This window comes from Streptomyces sp. SCSIO 30461, assembly GCF_037023745.1.
In the GTDB taxonomy this organism is placed as follows: Bacteria; Actinomycetota; Actinomycetes; order Streptomycetales; family Streptomycetaceae; genus Streptomyces.
This window is the reverse complement of the sequence record NZ_CP146101.1, coordinates 3472603-3493559: the sequence shown is the minus strand read 5'-3', so window position 1 is coordinate 3493559 and position 20957 is coordinate 3472603. Positions and strand designations below refer to the sequence as shown.

The following is a 20957-nucleotide window of genomic DNA, read 5'->3' as shown; positions in this document are numbered from 1 at the left end:
GAGTGCTGATGTCTCTGCTGCGCGATGCCGATCTGTCGGTTGCTTTCGATCGCGCCGCTCGGTCCTACGACCGGATGGTCGCGGTCAACCCCGGATACCACCGCCAGCTCCGGCGCTCGACACGGCGCCTCGGGCTGGCTTACGCAGGGGCCGGTCAGCGTGTGCTGGACCTCGGCTGCGGTACCGGGGCGTCGACCGCGGCGCTGCTCGCGGTGGCTCCCTGCGCCCAGGTAACAGCAGTCGACGCGTCGGCGGGCATGCTGGCCAAAGCCCAGCGCAAGGCCTGGCCTCCAGGAGTCTCGTTCACCCATGCCTCCGCCGAGGATCTCGCCCGGGCCGGGGTGAAAGGCCCCTTCGATGCCGTCTTCGCGTCCTATCTGTTGCGCAATGTGTCCGACCCGGATGACGTACTGGCCCAGGTGCACCGCCTTCTCGCTCCCGGAGGACGCATCGCCGTCCACGAGTACACGCTCAGCGGCAGACGGGTGCACCGCGCGGTCTGGACGGCGGTATGCCGGGGTGTGGTTCTGCCGGTCGCCCGCAGGTCCGGGGACGCCGCCCTCTACGAGCATCTGTGGCGCAGCGTCGTTGACTTCGACACGGCGGACGAGTTCGCCCGGCGGATGCGGAGGGCGGGCTTCGCAGATGTGCGGGTCCTGCCGCTGTCAGGGTGGCACACGGGCATCACCCACACGTTCGTGGGGCGTGTACCGGCTGGGGAAGGGCGGAAGTGACCACCGCGAGGGGCCCCCGGGTGGGCGCGGATGGCGCTGGGATCAGGGAACGTTTGCCGTGGGGACGGGACTTGAGCTCGCATGTCCTGATCGCTCGGCCGGGCCGCCCGTGGGCCGACGCGCCACCGCCACATGTGGGGGTGATCGGTGGCGGTATCGCCGGGCTGGCTGCTGCCACTGCTCTGGCCGAACGGGGCGTCCGGGTGACGTTGTACGAGCGCGGGCCCGCCTTGGGAGGTCGGCTCGCCGGTTGGCCGGTGGATCTGGCCGATGGTACGACCGCCACAATGAGCCGCGGATTCCACGCCTTCTTCCGCCAGTACTACAACCTGCGCGCACTCTTGCGGCGCACCGACCCGGAGCTGCGTGTTCTCACCGCCCTGCCGGACTACCCACTGCGGCACAGCGACGGCATGCTGGACAGCTTCGCACGCATTCCGCGCACTCCCCCGCTCAGTGCGTTGGGCTTTGTCGTCCTGAGCCCGTCGTTCAGTTGGCGTGACCTCCTGCGGATGAATCCCGTTGCCGCACTCCCCCTCCTGGACGTGCGCGTCCCTGACATCTTCGAGCGCCTGGACCACGTCAGCGCGACGGACTTCCTCACCCGGATCCGGTTTCCCGAGGCCGCGCAGCACCTTGCCTTCGAGGTCTTCTCGCGCAGCTTCTTCGCCGACCCGAAGGAACTATCGGCGGCAGAACTGGCTCTGATGTTCCACATCTACTTCCTGGGCTCGAGCGAAGGACTGCTTTTCGACGTGCCCCGGGAACCCTTCCCCCAGGCACTGTGGGAACCGCTGGGGCGGTACCTGGACGGTCACGGGGTCACGATCCACACCGCAACGCCGGTCGACTCTGTTACTCCTCAGCCGGATGGGAGACTCACCGCGACCACTGCCGCCGCTTCGTGTGTTCATGACGCGGTCGTCCTCGCCGTGGACACGGCAGGACTGCAGCAGCTGATCGCCACGTCCCCCGGTCTTGGAGACGCGGCATGGCGGGCGAGGATCGCGGAACTGCGCACCGCGCCGCCCTTCTTGGTGTCCCGGTTCTGGCTTGACCGGCCGGTGGCCGCAAAGCGGCCGGGCTTCCTGGGCACCAGCGGCTACGGCGACCTGGACAACATCAGTGTGCTGGACCGGTGGGAGGGCGAAGCGCACCGCTGGGCCGTGCGGACGGGCGGTTCCGTGGTGGAGTTGCACGCGTACGCCGCTCGCATCGATGGCGACCGGGCCGCCGTGCAAGGCAGGCTGCTGGAGCAACTGCACCGGGTGTACCCGGAGACCCGTGATGCCGGCGTGATCGACGAGCGGCACGAGTGGCGCGAGGACTGCCCGCTGTTCTCCCTCGGTGGTCACAGAACTCGGCCGACCGTCCGCACGCCCGACCCGGCCCTGATGGTGGCAGGCGATGTGGTCCGGACCAACCTGCCCGTAGCGCTCATGGAGCGTGCCGCGACCAGCGGCTTCCTGGCCGCCAACGAACTCCTGGCGCGCTGGGGCCTTCGAGGTCACGTCCTGCGCACGGTCCCGGCGCGTGGCCGCTCGATCCTGATGCGGGGTTTGGCCGGATTGGGGACACGGTGAGGACCGCGGCCCCGCCCCTTCCAGTCAGTTCGGGAGGCAGCCCTTACCGCGCAGTTGCCAACGACGCTCCGCGTATGCGAGGTCGTCGCGCCAGAGACGGGCCGACACGGCCCTCAGCAAGGGGCGGAGGAAGGGTGCGGTGGCGCGGGCCGCGGTGAAGCCGGGTCGGTCGGATGAGGCAATCACCGCTTCGACGACCATCGTGCTCGGCCGACCGAGCAGGTCAGATCCGAGGGGAGTGGCGTGCGCCTCAACGACCGACCCCTTCCCCTCACCGTCCGTGATGTGCATGACAACCGTGCGGGGTTCCGGCGCGGTGAAGGCCGCAGTGACCGGGACGACAAGCCGACTCGCCACTTTGAACGACACCTGGACCGCGAAGGCGTCGGGGGCTCCCCCGGCATCCGTTTCCGGGCTCGTAGCCGGCGCTTGGACCACGGTGAGATCGACGAAGGAGTACGGGTGGAACCAGGCACCGTGCCAGGGGTCGAGCCGGTTGGCGACCACGTCTTCCGGTTCGCACACGCCGATGGTGGTGTAGATGGCGGCGACCGACGCATCGAGCGAAGGCCGTTCCGGAAGGATGGGGCGGTCCAGGGGTTGTTCCCCACCGATTGCGTCCAGCCGCACCCACGCGAGCACTCCGTCATCGTGAGCGGGGAAAGGCTCCCATCCTGCGAAGGGTGCACCGTTCAGGGCCATTCCATGCCAGTGGCAGATCAGCGTTCCGCAGCTCACGCGGCTGTCCCGCAGTGGCGCGCCGAGGTGAGGGCAGGCGCCGGGGCCGGCGATGAGCCGTCCCTCGTTGTCGCGCCAGGCGACCACCTCGACTCCCGCGATGGTCCGGCCGTACGGGGCGCCCGGGCGGACGGCCTTGGTGTCGCCGAGGACGTACCAGTTCCCGGACGGGCGGGCGAGAGCTCTCTTCAGTGCACTGTCGATGAGTGCGGGGCGGGCGTCCTGCCAGGTGGGGCGCTGTTGTTCCCACGCCGTGGGGGTGCGGCGAAACCGCAGCGGGATGCGGTCGCGGCCTCGTTCGCCACCCTGCTTGAAGCGACGCTTCATACGGCCGTCTCCTCCTGGGGCTCCGATTCGTAGCCTGCAGGTGAGCGGGGATGGGTCGGGTAGGCACATGGCGAATGAGCGCCTCGTACGGCGCGGCGGCTGGTCCACCGAGCGGCTGTCACCCGGGCAAGCCCATCGAGGGCGATCGCCACCCGGCGCGTCGGTGCGACGGCGGCGCGGCGGTGGACACAGGCGTAGCCGTCTTCGGCGATCGCATCCAGGATGCCGCCGTACAGGATGAAAGCGGTGCGGATACAGGGTCTCGACGCCGGATGAAGCATGTGCAGTCCCGGCGCTGCCTCGCGGTACACACCCCGCGTGAGGTGGATGGCGTCCTTGAGTGCCGCGGTGACGCGGGGGTCCTCCCGGCCTGTGGTGCGGCTCCACAGCAGCAGGTCCCGGTCCACGTTGTGCGCGTCCAGCAGATCGGCGGGGAGGTAGACGCGTCCGCGGTCCAGGTCCTCGCCCACGTCGCGTACGAAGTTGGTCAGCTGGAAGGCCACCCCGAGGGCGGCGGCGTACGGTGCGGCTTCCGCGCGAGGGACGACGGTGCCCAGGACAGGCAGCATCTGCAGTCCGATGACGGCGGCGGATCCGTGCATGTAGCGCCGCAGGGCGTTGTAGTCGGCGTAGTCCGTGACCTCCAGATCGCTGCGCATGGACGCCAGGAAGTCGGTGAAATGGCTGTGCTCGATGCCGTACCGGCGGGCGGTGTCGGCCAGTGCGTGGACAACCGGTTCGGGGCTGCGGATGGCACGAAGTCCGGCTTCGAGGTCTTCTGAGAGCCGCTGCAACGCCGACCGCCGGAGAGTTGCTGACGTGTGTGTGCTGAGGTCGTCGACGATGTCGTCGGCCCAGCGGGCGAATCCGTAGAGGGCGTGGACAGCGGGGCGCCGCTCGATCGGGAGCAGCCGGGTGGCGAGGAAGTAGGTCCGGCCGTGACGGGCATTGAGTTGTCGGCAGGTGGCATACGCGGCGCGCAGGGTGGGGTCGGTGATGCCGGCAGCGTTGAGTTCCCTGCGCGTCATGGCGTCCCGCTTCTGCTGGCGCGAAGGACCTCGCCTTGGGGAGTGCCGGTAACGGCGGCTGCCGGCACGGGCTCGGCGGTGCTTCTGGCGGTGTTCGCCCGCATCGGTGGACGCGTCGCGGGCCGGTGTCCACCGACGATGCGGGCCGCGGCGAGTTTCCCGGAGATCAGCACCGTAGGCACGCCCACGCCGGGTGTGGTGCCGCAGCCGGCGAGTACGGCGTTCTCCGTGCCGTTGACAACGTTCCGCGGACGGAAGGGCCCGGTCTGGGAGAAGGTGTGCGCCACGGAGAACGGGGTGCCCGCCGCGTGGTCTTGCCTGGCCCAGTCGGCGGGTGTGACCAGGCATTCCTGCTCGATCGATGCGGCGATGCCGTTGAGGCCCCGGCGGTCGAGCTCGGTCAGGAGGTTCTGCCGGTAGCGGGGGCCGAGGTCCTGCCACATGGCCGTGTTGGGGCCGATGTCCGTGTTGGGGCAGGGTGCCAAAACGTAGTGGACATGGCGGCCGGGCGGCGCGAGGGACGGGTCGGTGGTGGTGGGTCGGGTGATGAGGAGCGAGGGGTCCGTCATCAGCCGGCCGGTGCGCGTCAGCTCTCGGAAGGTGTTCGCCCAGGCGGCACCGAACGAGATGGTGTGGTGGGCCAGTCCGGACCAGGTCCGGTCGGTTCCCGCGTGCAGCACGACGGCGGACGGCGAGTGGCGCAGGGCGCGGAGCCGCTGTGGGCGGCGTCCGAGGAGCCGGTAGGTGACCGGCAGGTCCGGGGTGAGAACGACGGCGTCGCACGGCAGCCGTTCCCGGTCGGTGACGACAGCGGTGATGCGCTCACCTGTGCGTTCGAGCTTGGTGACTGCGTGGCCGTAGTGGAAGGTTGCTCCGGCATCCGCCGCGGCGTTCGCCATGGCGCGCGGTACGGCATGAACGCCGCCCTTGGGGAAGTGGACTCCGGCGACGGTGTCCATGTACGCGATGACTGCATAGGCGGCGAGGGCGCGGGATGGTGACAGACCGGCGTACAGGGACTGGAAGGAGAAAACTCGGCGGAGCCGTTCGTCACGGACGAAGCGCCCGATGCGGGCGTCGAGGCGGCCGAAACCGCCGAGGGCGGCGAGCCGGGCGAGGTCGGGAGCGAGCAGCTGAAGCGGGGAGTCGAAGTTGGTGTCGATGAAGCGCCCCATCTGGGCTCTATACAGATTCTCCAGCCAGCGGCGCAGACGGCGGTAGCCGAGCGCATCCCGTGCGCCGGCGAACCGCTCGACCTCCACCTCCATGGCGTCGGGCCGGGTGTGCACATCCAGGGTGCTGCCGTCGGCGAAAGCTGCCCGGTAGGCGGGATGCAGCGGAACGAGTTCCAGCCTCGCCTCCATCGAGTCGCCAACCGCAGCGAAGGTGTCGGCAAGGAGGTCGGGCATGGTGATGACGGTCGGGCCGGTGTCGAAGTGGTAGCCACCGCGCTCGATGCGCCCGGCACGGCCGCCGGGGTGAAGATCACGTTCGACGACGGTGACGCGGCGGCCCGCGCCGAGGAGATGCAGTGCTGCCGACAGCCCGGCGAGCCCGGCTCCGACCACTACGACATGGTCGGTGCGGCCCTGAACGGTCCTCATGGGTGGCACCCGTCGGAGGGTGCCAGTGAGCACCGCGTCCGGCCTACCGGGTTCGCCGCCAAGACCCGCACAGGTGGGGTGTTCGGGGTCGGCCATGATGAGCGATGAGGACTACAGGCCGGCTCGGTGGCCTGCGCGCCTACGCCGCGGGGCGCGCGCAAGCCGCGCCGGACGCCAGACGCCTGCGCCGGTGTTTCAGTCGGCTCGGTAGGAGTCACCGGGGCAGCTGCCCGCGCGAAGAGGGTGCGCAACTGCCGCGCGCCTGCGGAGGAGAGGACGGCAGCGGACAGCCGGCGGTGACAGGCCTCCAGCAGCCATTCGATCCGTTGCTCGACGATGTCCACGGCACCGGTCTCGATCAGGACTTCGCGCACCTTACGCAGTCCGTCCTCGGTCAGCTCCGCGTTCCCGAGCGCGGTCTCAAGTAGCGACAGCGTGGCTCGGTCATGGCCGGCCTCGGCTCGGGTCTGTGCCACGGCGACGAGGTAGGTGAGCTTTCCGGCACGGACATCGTCGCCGGACGGCTTGCCCGTGGTCGCCGGATCACCGAAGACGCCCTCGATGTCGTCGCGAAGCTGGAAGGCGGTGCCGGCATACTGGCCCGCCGCGTAGAGCTGCCGAGTCGTCCGTGCGTCGGCGCACGCGACAGCAGCACCGAAGGAAAGGGGCCGCGCGACGGTGTATTGCGCTGTCTTGAGACGGGCAGTGCGCAGTGCCTGGGCGACGGAGCGCGACCGTGTCGTCTGCCCATGCAAGTCCAGATACTGCCCCGCGACCATCTCGGTACGCATGGCTCGCCAGTGCTCCAGCACGCGAAGCCGGACCGCTTCGTCGCAATGTGTCTCCGCGACGATGTCGTCCGCCCAGGCGAGTGCGAGATCTCCGGCCAGGACCGCGGCGGAAGACGCGAAGGTCATCGTGCCGGCTTCAACGGCCGCGGAGTCGGCGTGGCGTGCGGCCAGCCGAGCCTGGAACGACGGCTTGCCTCTGCGGCGCATTGATCCGTCCATCACATCGTCATGCAGCAGGGCACAGCTCTGGATGAGCTCCAGGGCCGCGCCCAGACGAAGTGCGACAGGGATGTGCCGATCCCCGCCCCCGCACGCCCGCATGGCCCACCACAAGAACTGAGGCCGCATGCACCGGCCGCCATCCAACGTGAACAGGGCTAGCGGCTCACCGATGTCCGAAGCGAACACACTGTCAAGCACACCGGCGGCTGACACCCTGGGTTCGAGCAGGACGGTGAGTTGTCTCCTCACCGCCGCGGCTACGTCGTCGTCGATCTCCTTGCAGAGGAGACAGTCCGCCTCGGCGTTGAGCAGGGGTGAGACGGGGGTGCACGCCGGTTCCCCAAGCCCGTCCATGTCGCTCCTCCGCGTCGGTCTGCGGCTGCCACTCGCTCTTGCGCGGAGAGACGGCCCCCGGCCTCGCCTACGGCGCCTCCGCGACGCGTGATTCCGGTGGTAGCCAGTCGACCACGCCGGGATGGGCTGCTCCGGCATTCGAGCCGCGTGCGCACGTATTCCGCCCGATTGCCGCAGCCGGGACTCAGCAGAGCTCACGGCCGCCTCGTACGCTCACCTGGGGCACTCCCCTGATCGTCGTCCGGAACATACCTCCCTGGCCTGGAGCATGGTGACCGCGCCACTGGCATCCGTCACACGGCGTCATCCCGGCTTCGGTCATACCTTGGTCATCCCGTCTGGATTCCGAGCCCCGGAACAGCGAGCAAGCCCAAGGTCAGCGGCGAAGTGTTACGAACAGCCGCTGCGCACCACTGCTGAGAAGCAGCTACGGGCGAGGCATACGCCGGTGAGATCCTGCACACTCGCCTCACCCGGGTTCGCTTCCTTGATGGATCTCGCTCCTTCGTCAGCCTGCACGCCGAGGGCTTCGCGGAGCGCTTCGATGATCTTGCTGGCCGTGGCTGCAACGCCGTCCGGGCAGGAGCCTCCGAGAATCTAGGCGCGGGCGTGCCGGGATTACGGGATTGCCTTGGTGTGTTCGGGTCAGTTGGTGGCGGGGTGGCCGTGCCACCATTCGCGTTCGGTTTTGCGGGGGTCTTCTACGACGGTGTTGGTGGTGCTGTTGTCACGGGCGTAGGTCATGACGGGTCGTCTGACCGTGTCGTAGGCGGCCCAGGAGACCTGTCCGGTCTTGGCGAAGTCGGCCCAGGCCTGGTGGAGTGCGGTCGCCAGTGCCTGGGGCGGGTTGGGGCCGGTGAGTTTCATGCTGTCGGGCAGGGCGAGGGTGTTCCAGGCGAAGGGCAGGTCGACGCTGTGGCAGGCGCCGATCTTGACGTGCAGGTTGTTGGGGGTGACGGGGGAGCGCCAGCCGAATTCGTACAGATGGGTGGGGGCAGCGCTGTCGACGATGCGGGCTTCGGCGATGCGGTACGTGGGGATGCGGAACATGCGGTCGCTCAAGAGCGCGCAAGCCACGCCGGAGGCGGCGTTACGGGGGTAGGCGGTGGTGTCGCCCTTCTTGTACTCGTCCCATGAGCCGTCAGGGACGCTGTAGGCGTTGAGATGCTTGTCGTACAGGATGGGAAGATTCCAGCCGACCAGGATGGTGGTGACTACGAAGAGGCGGAACTCCTCGGTGGTGGTGCCCATCAGCAGGGGGATGTCGCTACCCGCTCCGTCGGCGATGGCGTCGATGGGGCGCCGGGGCAGCACGTCGCCGTCGACGACGGGCATGAACGACAGACCACAGGAGGCCATGGTGCTTGCACCGTACTTGGCGGTGTCCGGGGCCTGACTGACGTCCGCGCTCACTTCGTTCTGCGCCTTGAGCAGTTCTTCGGTGTCGACACCGGCCAGGACTTCGACCGTGGGCTCGACGCCGAGTTCGTCGGCGACGGCCGCGAGGACCTTGGCCGCATCGGCGGGAGTCTGGCCGAGGTGAGCGGTGCCGCTCTGCACGATCGCCCTGTGGAACAGACCGTCCTCGCGGGAGAGGAGCGCGAGGACGCTCATCGCACCGGCGGACTCCCCGGCCACCGTGACGTTGCCCGGGTCACCGCCGAAGTTGGCGATGTTCTCCCGCACCCAGTTCAGCGCGGCGATCTGGTCCAGAAGGCCGCGGTTGGCGGGTGCGGGCGCGTCGGGCAGATAGCCGAAGCCGTACACGCCGAGCCGGTAGTTGAAGCTCACGCACACAAGTCCGTCACGGGCGAATGCGGCGCCGTCGTAGGTGGGCACGGCCGACGAGCCGGTGGTGAACCCGCCGCCGTGGATCCACACCAGGACCGGCATACCGGACCCGGCGGGGTCGGGTGTCCAGACATTCAGGTTCAACCACTCCTCGCCCTCGATGTCCGGATCGGAGGTGATCTCACCCAACCGGCCGCCCAATGGCGGCTTGGGTGCGGTGGGACCCAGGCTGTGGGCGGCGCGTACTCCAGACCATGGCCTCGGCGGTACGGGGGCGGCGAACAGGAGGTCACCGGCGGGCGCGGCGGCGTAGGGGATGCCCAGGAAGCGGACACAGCCGTCTCCGGCCAGTCCCGAGACCCTGCCGTAGGCCGTCTCGGCTTCGACCGTATTCTGCTCGGACACTTGACTCCTTGGACCGGGTTTGTGGAACGCCTAGGAGGGCCGGCCGCCCTGCACGGCGACCCTGGACCGGTGGACAGGCCAGGGCATCGCAGATGTACCGGATGCGTCACATGCAGGAACGGTTCATTGCTTAGTGTGATGTTTGGTGTCCTTTCGCCGACTGAGGCCTTGGCCGGACCAGTGCGTTTGGAGGCGTGGGCAGCATCGGTGCCCACGTCACGCATGCGCCATCCGACATCCTCGGCCGGGGATGCGTCCGAGCTTCTTGATGTCGACTGGACCAATCCTCGAGCTCGCCTCGGCCTCGCCTCGGCCTCGATCAGCTCCTGGAGCATGCGCTCCGTCATCGGCATCGACGGCCACAAGAGGACGCATACGCTGGTCGCGGTCGACCTGCTGGGACGCCGGTCGGACGAAGTGACCGTCGCCGCGACTCCGGCTGGTCACGCAAGGGGGATCAAGTGGATCGGCCAGTTCGGGCAGGTCCTGCTCGCCATCGAGGACTGCCGTCACCCTCACCCGCCGGTTCGAGGTCGACCTGCTACTGGCCGGCCACGAGGTAGTGCGGGTGCGCACTCGGCTGATGGCCGGAGCACGCCGGTCGGCACGCGAGCGGGGCAGGTCCGGCCCGATCGACGCCGAGAGACGGTGGCCCGCGTCGCGCTGCGGGAGCCCGGCCTGCCCCGTGCGTCTCTGGCAGGGCCGGCCAGAGATGTGGAGCTCCTGGCCGATCACCGCCGGCGCCTGGCACGGTCGCGCACCGCGGCGGCGAACAAATTGCGCTGGTTCCCGCACGAGATCGACCCGGAGCTTCCCGTCCCGTCCCGTCCCGGGATATCAGGCGAGTTGTGCGTGTTCGACGCGCTCACTGAAGCACTCGTCGATCACGACGGTGTGGTGGCCGAGATCGCCCGCGATCTGGTCGAGGAGTACGGTCGGCTGACCGCGCAGATCAACGCGATGGAGGCCCGGCTGCCCAAGCCGGTCGAGAAGCCGGCGCCGTCACTGCTGGAGATCCCCGGCTGTGGCGTGATCATCGCAGAGCACCGGGACCGCTTCGGCGGGGGCGAGTCGATCTGAAAACGCTCACCGAGTACGACTGCATGATCGCCCCTTCCACCTGCCAGGCCCACCAGAAGCGTCTGGCCGCCCCGTGCGCCCGTACCGTGCGGGACGCGGAACTCAAGGTGCTGATCCGGAACACTTCCGAACCGACCACGTGCCCGGCCGTGCGGACCACGGGCAGATCGCCCAGTCCCCGGTCGAAGTTGATCTCGGCGGCCGGCCGGGAATCGGAGCGACCGAACAGCACCGCGGCGATTCAGGATGCCCGCGACCGCCCGTCTGCTGACTGAACGCCTCTGGCCGGGGCCCCTCACGCTGGTCCTGCGGCGCGGCCCCCGGGGACCTCTCGAAGCGACCGGCGGCCTGAAGACGGCGGCGGTGCGCGTGCCCGACAACCCCGTCGCGCTCGTGCTGCTGTCGGCCTTCGGCCGGCGGTACCGTCGCTTCGTCCGTCAAGTGCTGCGGCTCGGTCAGCCCCACGACAGCTGACCATGTGCGGAGCTCAGCGACGCTGTCGGCTTCGTGCCGGACGGCGGACCCTGCGAGGTCGGTGTCGCGTCCCCCAGCGGCGGCGCCACGGGCGATGCGCCGAGCATCCTTCGACCGGGCGGGGTGACGCGCGAGGGCCTCGAAGCGGTGCGGGGGTGCCCGCTCGCGATCCCCTCGACCGGCCGGGTCCGGGCACCTGTCGCACTCCGCGCCGCGTGCGAGGGCCGTCCTCGTCGGGCCAGAGAGGGCCGTCGCCGAAGTCGAGCCAGGGCAGGAGCCGGGGCACCGGGTGGGCGTCTGTCTGCATGCCTCCTTCGCCGGCACTGCGGTGAAGGAGGCCGCCGAGGTGGCGGTCCCCGGTTCGTCGGCTCGATGTGTAGGCGCCCCATCCGGTCCCTGGGGACCGGCACCGCCACCGCACTGGCCCGAGCCGCCTGGTGGTCCTGCGCTGTGAGTCTCCGACGGCGGGAGAGGTTGAAGGCGAGGGCGCGGCGGGCGCCGACGCTGACGTCGGTGAGGTTCGCCTGTGAGCATTGATTTTACATTCGGCATTGGGCTCGATATATGGGACTGAGTATCGTGGAGTGGATGCCGAACGGAAGGTGGGGACGCCCGGTGAGCGGAGCGCCGCGTACGAACACGAGGGATATCGCCCGGGCGGCCGTGCGTGCCGAGTTGGCGGAGGTCGCCTTCGGCCTGTTCCGGCTGAAGGGCTTCGACAACGTCACGGTGAACGACCTGGCCGCTGCTGCGGGAGTGTCCCGCAGCACGTTCCTGCGCTACTTCGGTACCAAGGAGGACGCGGCGCTCAGTGCGTTCGACGCGCATGGCGAACGGATCGCCGCGGCCCTGCGGGCCTGCCCGGCCGACGAGGACGACTGGAGCGCGCTGCGGTCCGCGATGGACGTGGTGGTCGGACCTTACCGCCAGGATCCGGAGGGGGCGCTGGCGCTGGCCGGCCTCGTCCGGGAAACCCCTGCCCTGTGCGCGCGCCAGTTGGAGCGGCAGCGCACGTGGCACCCGCTGCTGCAGCAGGCCCTCGCCGAGAGGGCGGGTTCCTCCGGGTCCTCGGCGCTCGCGCTGTCGGTGAGAGCTGCCGCGGCGCTGGACTGCCTGAACATCGCCGTCGACCACTGGACCGCGTCGGACGGCAGTCTCGACCTCATCGCGCTGCTCGACGAAGCCTTCGCGGCCCTCTCACCGTGACCGGCATCGCCCGGCCCGGGCCTCACGGACGGCTGGGGTCCGCACCCGCGAGCCGTCGGTGCACCGGCTTCACCGACGCCACGACGCCACGAACTCCCTCGCGGCTGACCGCGACGGCCCTTCGGGTCGTCTGTGCGGCGGGTCCACTGGTGAGTCGGAGGCGGGCTCTCCGCGGTGTGCCGACCGGTTCGGCGATCAGTGAACCTCTCTCGGCAACGTCTCGTGACGGTTTCTGATCTTGGCTTAGGTCGCGCGGCCCTGCTCGAGTCGGAGCAGGACGAGGGCGAGCTAGGGCATGTTGCGAAAGTCCCTCCTGACCCGCGACGCCTGGCACACACGCTCGCTGCGTTGTCGGAGTCATCCACGTACGTCCAGTACGAGGATGATCCTCCGCCTTGCGATCGCACGCACCAGACGCCGCAGGCCCCGCCCTGCGGGCGGACGGAGCTGCTTTCGCAACACGCCCTAGGTGACTGGTGTTAAGCGGGTCGTCCTGGGCGTGCGGTGTCGCCGTTGGGGGTGTCAGGGTCGTGGTTGCTGGCTGGTGGTCGGGCGGCGTGTGGGCGGTTCGTGGCCGTCGTGGGGGCTGTTGAGGGCTTGGCACGGCCGCGTGCGGGTCGTTTGCATGGTCCAGGGCGCCCTCGGGACGGTCAGCCGGCGGCGACCGCCCACTTGTCACTGCCTGTGGACATGATTCCGAGCACGCCGAGCCGCGCGACGTTGACGGCGGCGGCCAGCAAGGAGAAGTCGGCGGCGATCTTGGCCCGGCCCCGCACCCGGGCGCGGCGTCCGCCGTGTCGCCGCCGCATCAGGTGGGCGATCTTGCGTTCGACCTTGGGGCGGGTGGCCCGGTAGGCGGCCAGCCAGACGGGGTCCGCACTGCGAGCCCGGCCCCGGGCCAGGTGTTCTTCGTGAGGGCCGATGGTGATGACGCGTCCGTTCCTGGCGGTAGTGCACTGCGCCGCAAGGGGGCAGGCGGCGCAGGCGGTCTTGAAGCAGGCCGTCCCACCGCCATCAGACTTCGGGCGGATCGCGGCGGTCACCTGGTTCGGGCAGGTGACCTGCCCTGCCTCCAGATCGATGGTGAAGGCGTCCTTGGAGAACCGCCCACCGGGCGCGTTGGCCGCCTGCACCTTGACCATCACCCGGGCGCCCGCGTCGTCCAGCTCGGCCAGCAGCGGCCCGGTCCCGTAAGCGGCGTCGCCGTAGACTTCGGCCCGCGCCTGGTCTGCCTGCTCGGCGGCAGGTGGTTGGAGAACGTCGGCGAGCAGGTCGGCGGCGGGCTCGGCATCGCCGGCGTTGCCCGCCGTGACCTCGGTCGCGGTGATGACCTCGCTGTCGGGTTCCTCGGCCACATGACCCTTGTAACCGTCGAAGGACCGGCGGACGGTCTTGTGGCCGTGCCGGGCCTCGGGATCAACCGTGGAGATGACCCGGTCCGCGGCCACCTTGCGGGCGATCTTGAAGACGCCCCCGTCCTGCTCCAGGTCCTGGCCCAGCACGGTGGCCAGCAACCGCGCGGCCTGGCCCACATCCCCGGGCACGGCCCGGCCGTCCAGCACGGTCAGCAGCGCGAACCCGTCACGGGCCCGCGAATCGATGAGGGCTTCCCGCTCGGCCGCGTCCGTCCAGTCGATGACCGGCTTGTCCGTGCTGGTGTAGGCGTCCCCGCTGGAGATCACCGCCCGCAGCTCGGCCCGCAGCACGTGATCGGCCGCCCGCAGCAGGCCGCGGATGGCCGAACGGATCAGCGTGATGGTGTCCTGCGTGGCCACCGCGTCATAGATCGGTGCCGAGTCCAGCACCCTCCTGCGGCCGACCAGTCCGGCCTGTGCAGCAACCTCTACCGTCCGCTCGAAGATCCGGTTCGGCCGGGCGGAAGCGGCAAGCCTCGCCCGCATGTCGACCAGCACGGTGTGCACGAACCCCGGATGGTCGAAGTCCAGCCCGCCGGCGGCGTACTTCCAGCGCACATCGAACGCGAACCGCTCGACCGCCTCGCGATCGGACAAACCCTCCAGACGCTGCAGGACCATCACGACCGCCACGATCATCGGCGGCACCGACCTGCGGCCGTCCTCGGCGAACAGATCGGCGAACATCTCATCGGGGAACAACGCCCGGCACTCGCGGTGCAGCACCGCGTAGATCGAGTTCGGCGCCAGCCGACCCTCGCAGAAACCCACTGTGGAGGAGAGCAACCCCGGCTGCATCGGAGTCCGGCCCACTGCCATCGCTCAACCTCTCCCCACACCCAGCGACCAACACCCCGCAGCCTGACACAGGACGAAGACCCAGCGCGAGCTCACACGATTAACACCAGTCACCTAGGGCGATCCGGATGATGGCTGCGGGGTCGAGGCTGACTCGACGCGGGGCCTTGAAGGAGACCTTCAGCAGGGCGTTGGCGCGCTCAGCGATGGCGTGGACGCCTCGGATAGCGGCGCTGAACGCCTCTGCTCGGCGAGTTCGCCGCATTCGGGCATCCTGACCGGGTGGCGGAACCCGTTTCCGATGTTCTCGTAGCCGAGGTCGGTCAGGGCGGGGATGCCCGGCGCGGCGGCGAGCCGGCTCAGGGCGTAGACGAGGCCGTGGGTGCGGCGCAGGTGCTCGCTATGCCCGCGCGGCAGCTTCGAGAGGTGCTCGACGGTCGCGCCGCGGGCATCGAGCACGGCCGTGTAGGCGATACTGGCCGATACGTGAAGCCTCTGGTTCGTACCGAACGTGATCTCGGCAGATCCGTTCTTGCCAGGGGGCCTCACTTCTGTCCGATGTGAGGTCATCGTCTCGCCGCCCTGCATGACAGCACGTTCCGCAGCCATTGCGTTGTTGCCGAGAAGACGTCAGTGGTGATCGGCCGGGAAGGGGCCGGCGGCATGCCGAAGGCGGGCGGTTGGACTGTCACCGGGATGTTGGCCGGCCGCCGGCCCGGCGTCCTCGTACGCCAGGCCGGGCTTGAGCGAGTAGTGCGTGCCTCGGACCTCCGTCACCCGAGGGCGGTGGCTGCAAGGCCGGTCAGTTCCGCCGAGCGGTCCCACAGGCGTCGGGCCAGCTCCGGGTCGGTGGCCTGTGCGTTGCGGGGCTCCTCGCGTTCGAGGCGGTCGAAGTAGGCGCCGTTGACGGCGAGGGCGTTCGGCGTGCCGGCCAGGTGCAGCAGCGGCTCGGCGCCCTGCTCGGGCGTGGCCATCATGGCCTTGACCAGGCGCGTGCCCATGAACGCCCGCATCATGGCGTTGTCCCGGGCGACGTCGCTGGCGACGGAGCCGGGGTGGAAGGACGAGGCGGTCACGCCCCTGCCCTGTGATCGGCGGGCGAGTTCTCCGGTGAAGACGACGGTGGCGAGCTTGGCGGCCGCGTACGCCTCCCGCCAGCGGTAGCGGCCGCGCATACGGTCGAGGTCATCCAGATCCAGGTGCCCCTTGCGGTACTCCACGCTGGCGGTGTTCACCACTCGGGAGCCGTTCGGTGCCTCCGCGATGCGGTCCAGCAGCAGGTTCGTCAGCAGGAACGGCGCCAGGTGGTTGACCTGGAAGGTCAGCTCGTGGCCGTCGGCGCTCGCCTTGCGGCTGGTGAAGAATCCCCCCGCGTTGTTGGCCAGGACGTCGATCCGCGGATAACGGGCAAGGAGTTCCCCGGCCAGGCGGCGCACGTCGTCCAGTCGCCCGTAGTCCACCAGGTGGGCCTCGGCGCCGATCTGTGCGGCGACGGCGCTGGTCTTCTGGTGCGATCGGCCGACGACGGCGACCGTCGCCCCGAGTGCGGCGAAGCGCCGTGCCGCCGCGGCGCCGATCCCCGAACTCGCACCGGTGACCACCACCGTGCGACCGGTGAAGTCGGTCCTCTTGCTGTCGTTCATCGTGCACTCCTACGGAACTCTTCGTGCATCGCACCAGCCGATGCAGCCACGACTCGATGTTGAATTTGCGTTTCATGGATGAAACTCGGTGTCACTCTAGATATGATGACTCACGGATGCAAGCGGTGTTCGACCGCAACCCGGGACGCACCCCCGGACCGACCCGCATCCGGCGACACACCCGCACCACCGGCGAAAGGGACGGCGGCATGCTGACTCTGGGAACGCTTCTGAAGAACAAGCGCGCAGGTGAATCGCGCCTGGCCTGGTACCACCCCAACCTGTCCGGCCCGGACACACTGGACCTGCGCAGTGCCGACTTCGCGCACGGTCAAGCGATCCCCGCCGTCCACGCCGGCCGCCGCGCAGGAGGACGGAACCTCTCCCCGGCCCTCACCTGGACCGGCACCCCACAGGAGGCAGCGCAACTCCTCCTGGTCGTCGAGGACCCCGACGCCCCCACCAGCAGACCGTTCGTCCACTGCCTGGCCCTGATCTCCCCAGCACGGCAGGAACTGGCTCCAGGCGCCCTGAGCGCGGACGCCGCGGTCGAAGGCATCCACGTGCTGCGCCCCGGCATGGGCCGTGGCTACCTTGGACCTCAGCCCCCCAAGGGACACGGCGAACACCGATACGCCTTCCAGCTCTTCGCACTGCGTACTGCCATCACCTCGGTCCCGGGCCGGGCGAACCTGGAAGCGTCCCGGCCCCGGGACGTGCTCGACGCGGTGGGCGGCCCGGCTCTCGCGCGCGGCCGCCTCGACGGCATCTACTCCCGCTGAGCACAGCGGCCCAGCACCGACGCGCGGCCCCGGGGGCGCCCACCACCCCATGAGGAGTTCCTCATACGATTCGATTCGCCCGGTTTCGTAGGGACGCCGTCTCCTTGTTCCGGGCGGGTGGCGGGCAGCGCACCTATGCGGCGGTGGCGGCTGATGTGGGCGTGACGGGAGAGACGCTGCGCAGTTGGGTGCGTCAAGGCCGACGAGCCGGCTGGCTACGATGCGGGCGGCGACCGGGGCCCGGAGACGGGCACCGAGGAGTTGGTGCGGCTGCGGACGATGGCGTCCCGCCGGGTGGTGCAGCCGATCAACGGACCGGAACTCGCAGGTCACGCCGGGCGCTTCGACCGGCTGGGGCACTCCCGGCGTCTGACCGGGTACTTTCGCGTGATGCGCTGACGGGGGAGATCGTCGCGAGTCAGGTACCGGAGGGCGGAGCGTGTGATCGCTTGCACCACCTCGCGGGACGCGACCTACGCTGACACTCGTCGCATGAAACCCGGTGTCCACTCCCCGGGATCAACCTCACCTGAGCATTGCTCCCGCAGGGCGGTCCACGTCATGCGTCGCCGATATGTGATCATGTTAACCACCCGCCACCACACGAACGACCGCAAGGTGTTGAGCGTGTGCTCGGCTGAAGAGGGACACGCCGTTTTCCTGCTTGATCCAACTTGAGCCTAGAGACCTCAAGAATCACAGGAGACGGCGTGTTTCCCGTATCAGGGCAGGTCAGGGCACCCACACATCCGGCGGGAGAGCCTCAAAAGCCCTGCTCAGCGGCGGGCGTGACCGGCAGCGGCGTGCTGCGCGCCCGCACGATTCGGCAGTACCGCTCCCCAGTGTCCTGCAGAGTCCACTCATAGCGGAGGCGAGCAGTCATGAGGTCGTCGGCCCGAGTATTGCCGTGCCAGTCGAAGTCCATGCCGATGGTGTACAGGTCGTCCTGAGCAGATACGACATGCAAGTTCTCGACGCTGTGTTGGCTCGTCCCCGTGGCCACAAGCTGGGACGATTCGCGCAGCCATTGGGCCAGCTCCCGTCTGTCGCGGACCTCCCTGAAGGCGAGTACGAGGTCGAGTTCCCCGTCGGGTGCAAGGATCTCATCGAATCCGTAGACACCATGCTCCGGCGCGTCAACCAGGTAGAGGAAGCGATGGACGACGGACAGCGCCCTGTTGGTCGGGTAGGCGTCGATGAACTCGCTGCCCTGGGTGCGCTCCGCCACTTTCATCGCCAGCCGGGTGAACAGAGGCTCGAAATCTACTGAACCGATCAGCTCGCCCTCGTACCTGATTTGCGCGCCCGTAGTTTCACCGGATGCATCGATGCGCTGGTACGTCGCCTGAGCATCCAGCTTCAGCCGGTCGGTGCCCAGTTCAGTGACCGTCACGCTGCTAACGTGGTGGGCGTGGCGCTCGGTGGGGCTATAGGAGTCGACACCATCGCGATAGGCGTCACGAGTTGTAATCGCGCGCCCGTCGGCGGCCTCGATCTCGAAACGGTCAGCGAAGATCTGTAGTTGGCGCTCTACCCGATCGACGAGGCACGACCGCTCGTGAAGTCGCTCGTATAGCTGAAACCAGCGATAGAACTGTGCCTTCGCCGCATGGGTGCGGCGCGACGAGCGGTAGAGATCCAAATTACTCACAAGGTCACTCCTGGGTGTCGATCTTGGGCGCGGTATGTTGGCTGGACCGCTACGCAGCGTAGCGTGGTCGAGCAGTAGTCACGGTAACTGGATAGGTGATCTCGCCGAGCGGTTTGGTCTTGGGCCTTGGTTCGTTGATCATCGGGGCTATGTCTGCTGCCGATCCGTTGCCCACCTATGAGGAACTGGCCTCGTTGCCCTCGATTCGTCAGCCATGACCAGGCGGCCGCTGCGGTAAGGGCCTGGGCGTAGACGGCGACTTCGTCGATCTGCCCCGGAAAGCCAACGGGACAGCCCGTAGGGATCCATATCTTCCCGATGACGGACCCCGCGCTGTCGTCGCGTATCCGGCGCCCGCCGTGTCCGTTGAAGAACGCGACGCAGCAGTAGCAGCAGCGCGGGTGTGCGAGCCTTGCCGTCCAGGATCGGCCCAGGTCAGACGGTGAAAATCCGGCTGGAATACGGACCCGACCCCTACACCCCCCGCCAACTCATGAACTCATGCCGGTCCCCCGCCGACAGCCGTTCGCTGAACGGGTTCACCTCGCCGGTCAGCACCGCCACGCAGAACGACGCCATGCCACCGTCGAACACACTCCAGCGGTTCATCCCGTAGGGCGTCTGCCTCCGAAAAACGGCCACCCGCCAGTCGTCGGGAGCGCCCGCGCGCAGCCAGAACGCGACATCGCCGCTCGCCGAGTCCGCGAAGGGCAGGAGTGGCGGCAGCGGGCCTCCCGGCAAGAGGGCGCCCAACTCTGCACGGTCCCGGTCCGAGAGGGAGGGATCTACCTTGTCCAGGAGATCCCCGTACGCCGAGCCGGGCACCGGTGGCGTGCCGATGGACAGGTACTCGTCGATCTCGCCGCCGCCGTACGACTCCACGAACTCGCGATAGTCGGCCGGGAACGCTAGGCGCGTCGTTCGCTTGGTCCTTTCCCAATCCACAGGGTCGCAGCCAGAGTCGGGCGGCGGCAGCAGCTCGCGCAGGCGGGCAACAGCGGGATGGGACATGCGAGGTTCCCTTCGCGTACCGGGGGAGGCCGCGCTCACGGCTGCCCTGACCAGCTACAAGAAGCTCAGGGCGGTGGCCACGGCCAGGCTTCGGCTCTGCCGGTCGTCGTGGTCCACGTGCGGGATCTTGAGGCCACGAGTAGCCCATGGCAGGCTCATGCCGCATGATCGATGAATTCGCGAAGAACAGCCTGCACGGGAGACTGCGGCGGGACCGCAAGGCGCTGCTCTGGAAACTCGACGGCCTGTCCGAGTACGACGCCCGCCGACCTTTGACAGTGACCGGGACCAACCTCCTCGGCCTGGTCAAACACGTGGCCAGCGTCGAGGCCAGGTACTTCGGCGAGGTCTTCGACCGGCCGTCCCCGGAACCGCTGCCCCGGTGGCAGGACCACGACGGCAGCGATCTATGGGTAGCTGAGGACGAGGCGCGCGATCAGATCATCGAGTCCTACCGGCGCACGTGGGAACACTCAGACGCGACGATCGACGAGCTTGCCCTCGACGCCCCCGGTCACGTGCCGTGGTGGCCGGAGCCTTATCCCAACACGAACCTGTTCGCCATCCTGGTCCACGTCCTCGGCGAGATCAACCGGCATGCCGGGCACGCCGACATCCTTCGTGAAGGCGTCGACGGCCGAACCGGGATGCGCCCCGAACACGAGATGCAGATCGATGAGGGCGCCCGCACCGCCTACCGCGCGAAGATCGAGCAGGCCGCCAGATCGGCCGCAACAGTCAAGGCATAGAAGGCTGTCCCACGTGACTTGATGTTCGAGCGGCATGATGCCCGCCGTGAGTGCTGATCTGTCGAAGCGTCTGGTTCCTGATGAACTCTGGGAGCTGGTTGCCCCGTTACTGCCGCCGTTCGCGGTTCGACCGCAAGGTGGCGGGACCGCTCCGCGTGACGAGCGGGCTGTGTTCACCGCAGTGGTGTACGTGCTGACCAGCGGCTGTGCCTGGCGGCATCTGCCGCCGACGTTCGGCACGTCCTCCGCCACCGCGCATCACCGCTTCAACGTATGGACCGAGGCCGGCCTGTGGCGTCGGCTACATCGGGCGGTGCTGGACGAACTCGGGGCCCGGGCGAGGTGGACTGGATCTCGGCGATCGTCGACGCGGCCTCCGTTCTCGCCGAAAGGGGGATCGCTGACCGGGCCAAACCCGGTCGACCGCGGCAAGAAGGGCAGCAAGCTGCGCGTACTGTCCGATGCCCAGGGCATCCCCCTCGCCGTCGCCGTGTCAGGTGCGAACATGCACGACAGCCTCGCCCTCAAGCCGCTCATCCTCGTTGGGTGACCCGGGGCCACCGGGCGAGCC

18 protein-coding genes and 1 pseudogene are annotated in these 20957 nt (G+C 68.8%); 8 read left to right on the top strand and 11 right to left on the bottom strand.

From position 1 onward, the window contains the following. Nucleotides 1-8 precede the first annotated feature (8 nt). Both V1460_RS15365 and V1460_RS15360 read left to right on the top strand, forming a co-directional pair. The gene (locus V1460_RS15365) at nucleotides 9-734 is read left to right on the top strand and encodes a class I SAM-dependent methyltransferase (protein WP_338674280.1); all 726 of its coding nucleotides are present in this window, start codon (nucleotides 9-11) and stop codon (nucleotides 732-734) included. Nucleotides 735-754: 20 nt separating this feature from the next. Continuing rightward, on the top strand, nucleotides 755-2317 hold the full coding sequence (locus tag V1460_RS15360) for an FAD-dependent oxidoreductase (protein ID WP_407077614.1): 1563 nt from the start codon (nucleotides 755-757) through the stop codon (nucleotides 2315-2317). 24 nt (nucleotides 2318-2341) lie between these two features. On the opposite strand, the gene V1460_RS15355 is transcribed toward V1460_RS15360, so the two are convergent. The 5 genes from V1460_RS15355 to V1460_RS15335 form a co-directional block, all read right to left on the bottom strand. Beyond that, complete coding sequence (locus V1460_RS15355; RefSeq protein WP_338674278.1) at nucleotides 2342-3382, bottom strand: DUF5914 domain-containing protein; 1041 nt, start codon at nucleotides 3380-3382, stop codon at nucleotides 2342-2344. Next, a complete protein-coding gene (locus V1460_RS15350) occupies nucleotides 3379-4410 on the bottom strand; it encodes a phytoene/squalene synthase family protein (protein ID WP_338674277.1) in 1032 nt (343 codons plus the stop codon). The genes V1460_RS15355 and V1460_RS15350 overlap by 4 nt, the downstream gene beginning before the upstream one ends. Then, nucleotides 4407-6014: a phytoene desaturase family protein gene (gene crtI, locus V1460_RS15345; protein ID WP_338674276.1), complete on the bottom strand. Its 1608-nt coding sequence runs from the start codon at nucleotides 6012-6014 to the stop codon at nucleotides 4407-4409. Before crtI ends, V1460_RS15350 begins: the two co-directional genes overlap by 4 nt. Then, nucleotides 6011-7381 (bottom strand): polyprenyl synthetase family protein, encoded by a 1371-nt coding sequence (locus V1460_RS15340; RefSeq protein ID WP_338674275.1) that lies wholly within the window; start codon nucleotides 7379-7381, stop codon nucleotides 6011-6013. The genes crtI and V1460_RS15340 overlap by 4 nt, the downstream gene beginning before the upstream one ends. Nucleotides 7382-8026: 645 nt before the next feature. Next, entirely contained in the window at nucleotides 8027-9577 is a 1551-nt protein-coding gene (locus V1460_RS15335) for a carboxylesterase family protein (RefSeq protein ID WP_338674274.1), read from the bottom strand. A gap of 648 nt (nucleotides 9578-10225) precedes the next feature. On the opposite strand from V1460_RS15335, the gene V1460_RS15330 reads away from it, so the two are divergent. Then, nucleotides 10226-10657 carry a hypothetical protein gene (locus tag V1460_RS15330; protein ID WP_338674273.1) on the top strand — a complete coding sequence of 144 codons (432 nt, stop codon included), beginning with the start codon at nucleotides 10226-10228 and terminating at the stop codon, nucleotides 10655-10657. A gap of 121 nt (nucleotides 10658-10778) precedes the next feature. On the opposite strand, the pseudogene V1460_RS15325 reads toward V1460_RS15330, so the two are convergent. Continuing rightward, nucleotides 10779-10892, bottom strand: a pseudogene (locus V1460_RS15325) (carbonic anhydrase); the annotation flags it as partial. Between the two features lie 11 nt (nucleotides 10893-10903). Between V1460_RS15325 and V1460_RS15320 the strand changes: the two are divergent. Continuing rightward, nucleotides 10904-11131, top strand: a complete 228-nt coding sequence (locus V1460_RS15320; RefSeq protein WP_338674272.1) for a Sua5/YciO/YrdC/YwlC family protein — start codon at nucleotides 10904-10906, stop codon at nucleotides 11129-11131. Nucleotides 11132-11719: 588 nt separating this feature from the next. Further along, nucleotides 11720-12337, top strand: coding sequence for a TetR family transcriptional regulator (locus V1460_RS15315; RefSeq protein WP_338674271.1), 618 nt, complete (start codon nucleotides 11720-11722; stop codon nucleotides 12335-12337). A gap of 650 nt (nucleotides 12338-12987) precedes the next feature. Here the strand turns inward: V1460_RS15315 and V1460_RS15310 are convergent. The 3 genes from V1460_RS15310 to V1460_RS15300 all read right to left on the bottom strand — a co-directional run bounded on the left by V1460_RS15310 (nucleotide 12988) and on the right by V1460_RS15300 (nucleotide 16193). Next, a complete protein-coding gene (locus tag V1460_RS15310) occupies nucleotides 12988-14571 on the bottom strand; it encodes an IS1182 family transposase (protein WP_338674102.1) in 1584 nt (527 codons plus the stop codon). 159 nt (nucleotides 14572-14730) lie between these two features. Further along, nucleotides 14731-15138, bottom strand: a complete 408-nt coding sequence (locus V1460_RS15305) for a hypothetical protein (RefSeq protein WP_338674270.1) — start codon at nucleotides 15136-15138, stop codon at nucleotides 14731-14733. Nucleotides 15139-15323: 185 nt separating this feature from the next. Then, nucleotides 15324-16193 (bottom strand): SDR family NAD(P)-dependent oxidoreductase, encoded by an 870-nt coding sequence (locus tag V1460_RS15300; protein ID WP_338674269.1) that lies wholly within the window; start codon nucleotides 16191-16193, stop codon nucleotides 15324-15326. A gap of 209 nt (nucleotides 16194-16402) precedes the next feature. Here V1460_RS15300 and V1460_RS15295 point away from each other — a divergent pair, with 209 nt between their 5' ends. Next, nucleotides 16403-16975 carry a YbhB/YbcL family Raf kinase inhibitor-like protein gene (locus V1460_RS15295; protein ID WP_338674268.1) on the top strand — a complete coding sequence of 191 codons (573 nt, stop codon included), beginning with the start codon at nucleotides 16403-16405 and terminating at the stop codon, nucleotides 16973-16975. Between the two features lie 763 nt (nucleotides 16976-17738). On the opposite strand, the gene V1460_RS15290 is transcribed toward V1460_RS15295, so the two are convergent. Both V1460_RS15290 and V1460_RS15285 read right to left on the bottom strand, forming a co-directional pair. Then, on the bottom strand, nucleotides 17739-18626 hold the full coding sequence (locus V1460_RS15290) for a hypothetical protein (RefSeq protein WP_338674267.1): 888 nt from the start codon (nucleotides 18624-18626) through the stop codon (nucleotides 17739-17741). 474 nt (nucleotides 18627-19100) lie between these two features. After that, complete coding sequence (locus V1460_RS15285) at nucleotides 19101-19637, bottom strand: SMI1/KNR4 family protein (RefSeq protein WP_338674266.1); 537 nt, start codon at nucleotides 19635-19637, stop codon at nucleotides 19101-19103. A 164-nt stretch (nucleotides 19638-19801) separates the two neighbouring features. On the opposite strand from V1460_RS15285, the gene V1460_RS15280 reads away from it, so the two are divergent. Then, entirely contained in the window at nucleotides 19802-20386 is a 585-nt protein-coding gene (locus V1460_RS15280) for a DinB family protein (protein ID WP_338674265.1), read from the top strand. A gap of 34 nt (nucleotides 20387-20420) precedes the next feature. Beyond that, entirely contained in the window at nucleotides 20421-20936 is a 516-nt protein-coding gene (locus tag V1460_RS15275; protein ID WP_338674264.1) for an IS5 family transposase, read from the top strand. Nucleotides 20937-20957: the final 21 nt, after the last annotated feature.

Coding starts and splice junctions, on each gene's coding strand:
- V1460_RS15365 (WP_338674280.1), top strand. CDS start 9: ATGTCTCTGCTGCGCGATGCCGATCTGTCGGTTGCTTTCGATCGCGCC.
- V1460_RS15355 (WP_338674278.1), bottom strand. CDS start 3,382: ATGAAGCGTCGCTTCAAGCAGGGTGGCGAACGAGGCCGCGACCGCATC.
- V1460_RS15350 (WP_338674277.1), bottom strand. CDS start 4,410: ATGACGCGCAGGGAACTCAACGCTGCCGGCATCACCGACCCCACCCTG.
- crtI (WP_338674276.1), bottom strand. CDS start 6,014: ATGAGGACCGTTCAGGGCCGCACCGACCATGTCGTAGTGGTCGGAGCC.
- V1460_RS15340 (WP_338674275.1), bottom strand. CDS start 7,381: ATGGACGGGCTTGGGGAACCGGCGTGCACCCCCGTCTCACCCCTGCTC.
- V1460_RS15320 (WP_338674272.1), top strand. CDS start 10,904: ATGCCCGCGACCGCCCGTCTGCTGACTGAACGCCTCTGGCCGGGGCCC.
- V1460_RS15315 (WP_338674271.1), top strand. CDS start 11,720: ATGCCGAACGGAAGGTGGGGACGCCCGGTGAGCGGAGCGCCGCGTACG.
- V1460_RS15310 (WP_338674102.1), bottom strand. CDS start 14,571: ATGGCAGTGGGCCGGACTCCGATGCAGCCGGGGTTGCTCTCCTCCACA.
- V1460_RS15305 (WP_338674270.1), bottom strand. CDS start 15,138: ATGCAGGGCGGCGAGACGATGACCTCACATCGGACAGAAGTGAGGCCC.
- V1460_RS15300 (WP_338674269.1), bottom strand. CDS start 16,193: ATGAACGACAGCAAGAGGACCGACTTCACCGGTCGCACGGTGGTGGTC.
- V1460_RS15295 (WP_338674268.1), top strand. CDS start 16,403: ATGCTGACTCTGGGAACGCTTCTGAAGAACAAGCGCGCAGGTGAATCG.
- V1460_RS15285 (WP_338674266.1), bottom strand. CDS start 19,637: ATGTCCCATCCCGCTGTTGCCCGCCTGCGCGAGCTGCTGCCGCCGCCC.
- V1460_RS15280 (WP_338674265.1), top strand. CDS start 19,802: ATGATCGATGAATTCGCGAAGAACAGCCTGCACGGGAGACTGCGGCGG.
- V1460_RS15275 (WP_338674264.1), top strand. CDS start 20,421: ATGATGCCCGCCGTGAGTGCTGATCTGTCGAAGCGTCTGGTTCCTGAT.